General features: G+C 40.0%; 6 protein-coding genes. 1 reads left to right on the top strand and 5 read right to left on the bottom strand.

All coding sequences use genetic code 11. The features are described 5' to 3' along the window. Together AC52RT_RS05875 and AC52RT_RS05870 are read right to left on the bottom strand one after the other, a co-directional pair. On the bottom strand, positions 1–526 hold a 526-nt coding region (locus AC52RT_RS05875), incomplete at its 3' end, for an ATP-binding cassette domain-containing protein (protein WP_495539880.1). After that, positions 519–902 (bottom strand): GntR family transcriptional regulator, encoded by a 384-nt coding sequence (locus AC52RT_RS05870; RefSeq protein WP_495539879.1) that lies wholly within the window; start codon positions 900–902, stop codon positions 519–521. The genes AC52RT_RS05875 and AC52RT_RS05870, both read right to left, overlap by 8 nt. Positions 903–1,131: 229 nt before the next feature. On the opposite strand from AC52RT_RS05870, the gene AC52RT_RS05865 reads away from it, so the two are divergent. Next, on the top strand, positions 1,132–1,728 hold the full coding sequence (locus tag AC52RT_RS05865) for a hypothetical protein (RefSeq protein ID WP_495539878.1): 597 nt from the start codon (positions 1,132–1,134) through the stop codon (positions 1,726–1,728). A gap of 311 nt (positions 1,729–2,039) precedes the next feature. Here AC52RT_RS05865 and chbG read toward each other — a convergent pair whose 3' ends face one another. The 3 genes from chbG to AC52RT_RS05850 are packed head-to-tail and all read right to left on the bottom strand — an operon-like array spanning position 2,040 to position 4,411. Then, positions 2,040–2,750 carry a chitin disaccharide deacetylase gene (gene chbG / locus AC52RT_RS05860; RefSeq protein ID WP_495539877.1) on the bottom strand — a complete coding sequence of 237 codons (711 nt, stop codon included), beginning with the start codon at positions 2,748–2,750 and terminating at the stop codon, positions 2,040–2,042. Between the two features lies 1 nt (position 2,751). Further along, complete coding sequence (locus AC52RT_RS05855; RefSeq protein WP_495539876.1) at positions 2,752–4,080, bottom strand: 6-phospho-beta-glucosidase; 1,329 nt, start codon at positions 4,078–4,080, stop codon at positions 2,752–2,754. Between the two features lie 10 nt (positions 4,081–4,090). Continuing rightward, a complete protein-coding gene (locus tag AC52RT_RS05850; RefSeq protein ID WP_495539875.1) occupies positions 4,091–4,411 on the bottom strand; it encodes a PTS lactose/cellobiose transporter subunit IIA in 321 nt (106 codons plus the stop codon). Positions 4,412–4,595: the final 184 nt, after the last annotated feature.

Raw genomic sequence — 4,595 nt, 5'->3', positions numbered from 1 at the left:
CCCCTCTGTCTTCGATTAAATGGCTGGTAAACACATCAGCAATTTGTTCTCTGCTGAACATATCGATTCCTGAAAAAGGTTCATCCATTAAGATATAGTCAACATCTAATGCCAATCCCATTAGTAAGTTAACCTTGGCTACGTTCCCTTTAGATAATTCAGAAATGCGCGTTTCCATCTTGAGTTTGAAAAACTCTAGCATTTGGTCCGCTCGATCTTGGTTCCACACTGTATAAAAATCTTTCATAAATTCCATCGCTTGTTTAATCGTCATTTGCGGCAGCATAATAGCCGCATCTGGTATGAAGGTGATTTTTTCGTAAGTATGTTTCGTTAATTTTTCATTGTCGATGAGAATGTCGCCGCTATATGGGGTTAATCCCATAATCGCCTTGAGTGTAGTTGTTTTACCAACCCCATTTATGCCAATTAAACAGGTGATTTCCCCTTTATTTGCTGTAAAAGAAACACCATCTAGGATTTTCTTTCGACCAAATTTCTTACTGATCTGCTTGACTTCAATCATTGGTTTCTCCGTCCTTCCCTACATATTTTTCTTTAACCACTTGAAGAAGTTCTTCAATTGGCACATTGATCGGTCGAATCGTCTCAACAAAGGACTCCACGGCTGCAAAAATAAGTTCCTGTCTAATAGAATTCAATATCCTTTCATCGGTTGTGATTTTGCTGGGGAAATTTCGTTCCGTATGGATCAATCCCTGTTCCTCCATTTCTTTATATGCTTTTTGAGCAGTATTCGGGTTAATATTTAATGTTGCAGCCAGTTCTCTACGGGAAGGAATTTCTTCTCCGGCCACGATCTTACCTGTTGCAATTTGTTCCTTGAAGTATCGGACTACCTGCACATATACAGGCTCCCTCGTATTAAAATTACTGTTCATAACGCACCTCCTATTCACAAAAACCAATTACTGGTGTATGTATTATGTGGTTCATACACCTTATATATGTACTATACGTGTAATACACCTAATCCGTCAACCATAATTTAACTTATTATTCTATAATCTAGTATTTTGTGAAAATAGAGAGAAAAACATACATGCTTCTTCCCCTATTTTCATATATATGTATAAAGTAAATCACCCTAATTAGAAAGGGAGTAAGGCATTGTTTAAATTACTAGGAAGAGTCATCCCAACTGATAAAAATAGAGAGGTCAAACCAGCTGTTTCATTGAAAATAAAAGAAACGTTGCTCCGTATCTCTTCTATTACACATACATCTATTCATGAGGTTGCGATTGAAATTTGTGAATCAAGCGTCGTGTCAAAAAAAGTCATTGATGAAATGTCATCGCATTTTCAGCATTCCATTTGGCTGGATCAAACCTTATATAGAGGTAGCCAAACTTGTCCATCTGTAAAAAATATCACGATCACAGGAACTAAGGAACGAATCCCTATGCAGTTTTCTGAGATTTCTTTTGAAAATATCAGAAAGCTCAGCTATGCATTAGATGTAAACACTAGCACAGCAGCTGAAGTCCTTCTTGATACAAGTCTAAAAAATGGTGAATTCATCAATGACTATGTACGCCATTTTTTTAACAAGCACGCTCATAAAAAAAGAGTTCATGAATTAAAACATACCTTTAAATTCACCAATGCAAGCACTCCATACGAAGAAGAACTGTCCAAACAAGTCCTTCTTTCCTATATCTTTGATGAAACAGCGGCTGGGTCTGAGCACTATATGGGGTTTTAGCCAATGAAAAAATCATGGGGGTATTCTGTGGTTTTTTTTAGTGGAAAATGAATTAATCCCGTCTGCGAGGTGCTTATTCCCGTCTGGCACATGGTTATTCCCGTCTGCGATCGGCATAATCCCGTCTGACACATGGTTATTCCCGTCTGGCCCTACATTCCAAGCGTATAATACCCCCTGCCATATTCATCCATTAGACGGGCGGAGATCCCAGGGGGGTATGTCAAAAAACTATTCCTGACACGCAAGATGGAATAGGATCTATTCAAATAAAATAGGGACGAATCCGGCTGCCGAATCGTCCCTATTTCTTATTTACGAAGTATATAGTCTTGTGGTAATTGTGCTTTCATTAAAATGTCTGTTTCCCGTAATCGTACTGTATTATAGGAAGAACCTGTTAATAAAACTGTATCTAGATACGCGGGATGTGTCATAATTTCCAGACTTTTACCATTCATTTCTAAAGATTGCAGGTTAGCAAAATAATTGTCTACTACTCCTTCTCCATAAAAATCATCCAAGAAGACATCGGCTACTGTTTCTATATCTACAAAATGAGATGCGGCCTTACGAACGGGCAGGTGATAGTGCTCTGAAAGTTTTTTCACGATTGGATAAAAAGCCTTTATTCCATGAACGTGATGATGACTATCCAAATGTGTCGGTACAAGTCCGGTTGCTAGTAGCAAATCAATTTGCGCCGACCATTCTCTTTCTAATTCGCGAAGAGAGATCTCTGTTGGGTTCTCTATGAGTATCGATTGTTTTTTAAAGAATCCGTCGTCATCAACCAAGCTTGGTACATCAGATAATAGTGGTTTTCCCCATGTTAGAACCAGATGGACACCCACCTTTAATGTCGGAGTATCTTTAGCTAATCCAATAGCATGCTGGGTAGCTGGTGCATTCATCATAATGGTCGTTGAATTGACGATTCCGTATTTATGGCTATCTATAATCCCATAGTTTACACCACGACTGAAACCGAAATCATCAGCATTAACGAGGGTGTCGATCATCTTAGACTGTCCTCCTTTTTTCAAAAAACTGCGGTAAAAATGCCTTATGTGCTTCAAGCATTTCGTCCAGAATAAGTTTCGCTACACGGTCGCTTGGGACCAATGGGTTAATGGTCATCGCAAGCAGGGCACTATCGTAATCTCCTGAAATCGCAGCGTCAATGGCTACTCGTTCAAACGATTTAATTTGCTGAATTAACCCACGGACAGCTATCGGCAGCTTACCAACATTAATTGGCTTCGGCCCATCCTTAGTGATTACACAGCTCACTTCAACGGCTGAACCATAAGGAATTCCTTCAATTGCTCCTTGGTTAATGGTGTTGACTGCTTGGATATCACGTTTATCGGTATAGATTGAGTAAATTAATCTTACTGCCGCTTCACTATAATAAGCTCCGCCGCGCTCCTCCAGCTGTGGAGGTTTCGTTGCCAATTCCTCATTCTGATAAAGCTCAAATAATCCATCTTCTAATCTTTGCACAACTTCGGCACGTGTTTCTCCTTTTTCAGCGTCTTTCAGCTCTTGAGCTAACACATCCCCTGTTTTGTAGTAATAATTATGGTACGGACAAGGGAATAAATTGAGGGCACGAAGGAATTCAGGCTCCCAACCCATTGCGTGGATATTTTTCATCGTAATTGCTTTTTCCGGATTTGTAATCATTTCAATCACTTGATCCTTCACACTTACACCATCCACGAATACATCCAAACCGTAGACCATATGATTTAAACCAGCAAAGTCTATGCGGACTCTAGATGGATCAACCTTCATTAAGTCTGCAACACCGCGTTCCATTCCAATCGGTACATTGCATAAACCGATTACTTTGACTTTAGTGTGACGAAGCACAGCTTCTGTCACCATTCCAGCAGGATTGGTAAAGTTAATCAGCCATGCATGCGGACAAATTTCCTCCATTTCACGAGCAATCTCAAGTATAACTGGAATCGTCCTGAATGCTTTGAACAATCCACCAGGTCCATTTGTTTCTTGGCCGATTACTCCGTGTTTTAATGGGATTTTCTCATCAAGAGCTCGTGCTGCTAGTTGCCCGACTCTTAGTTGAGTCGTGACATAGTCAGCTCCTTCGAGCGCATTCTTGCGGTCCAGCGTTAGGTGAATTTCAATAGGTAAACCGGCTTTTTCAATCATTCTTCTTGCTAGGTTTCCGACAATTTCAAGCTTCTGTTTACCAGCTTCAATATCAACAAGCCAAATTTCACTTACCGGAAGTTCACTATAGTAATTAATAAACCCTTCTATTAGTTCGGGGGTGTAGCTGGATCCTCCGCCTATCGTAACAACCTTTAACCCCTTGCTCATTCTATCGTCCTCACTTTCCACTCATCTCTTGTCGCAAATCTATCATTTCACTTGCCAGATCTTTCACCGTCATAGCTGTCATTAAATGATCCTGAGCATGAACAAGGATAATGGGAATATCAAACTTGTCCCCGCCTGCTTCTGCCTGAATGAGCTGCGTTTGAAATTTATGGGCCTTCAGTAATTCTGATTCTGACTCGGCAATTTTCAACTTCGCAGCATCAAAATCCTTTTCCTTTGCCTCCTGCAAGGCTTCCATTGCTAGACTTCTAGCATTTCCACTATATAAAATTAATTGAAAGGATAACTGGTAAAGTTCCTCTTTATTCATCTACTCTCACTACTTTCTTAGAGGCTTAACGTGTCTGATTTCTTTGTAACCTCTTGTTCATTTTTTGAATCAATTCTCACTTGTGCATACACGAAAGGTAAATAGATTGCGGTAGAGATGGCTAAATTAATTCCAGCTAATACGGCGCCGGATACATGCCCGCCTGTCGCTAAATACCCGCCTA

The sequence above is a fragment of the Peribacillus sp. genome, assembly GCF_059453735.1.
The sequence above is the reverse complement of the archived record's forward strand: the minus strand, read 5'-3'. Positions and strand labels throughout refer to the sequence as shown.

Bases quoted from the DNA above. Each gene is read 5' to 3' on its own strand.
- AC52RT_RS05870 (WP_495539879.1), bottom strand. From the start codon at position 902: ATGAACAGTAATTTTAATACGAGGGAGCCTGTATATGTGCAGGTAGTC.
- chbG (WP_495539877.1), bottom strand. From the start codon at position 2,750: ATGATCGACACCCTCGTTAATGCTGATGATTTCGGTTTCAGTCGTGGT.
- AC52RT_RS05855 (WP_495539876.1), bottom strand. From the start codon at position 4,080: ATGAGCAAGGGGTTAAAGGTTGTTACGATAGGCGGAGGATCCAGCTAC.
- AC52RT_RS05850 (WP_495539875.1), bottom strand. From the start codon at position 4,411: ATGAATAAAGAGGAACTTTACCAGTTATCCTTTCAATTAATTTTATAT.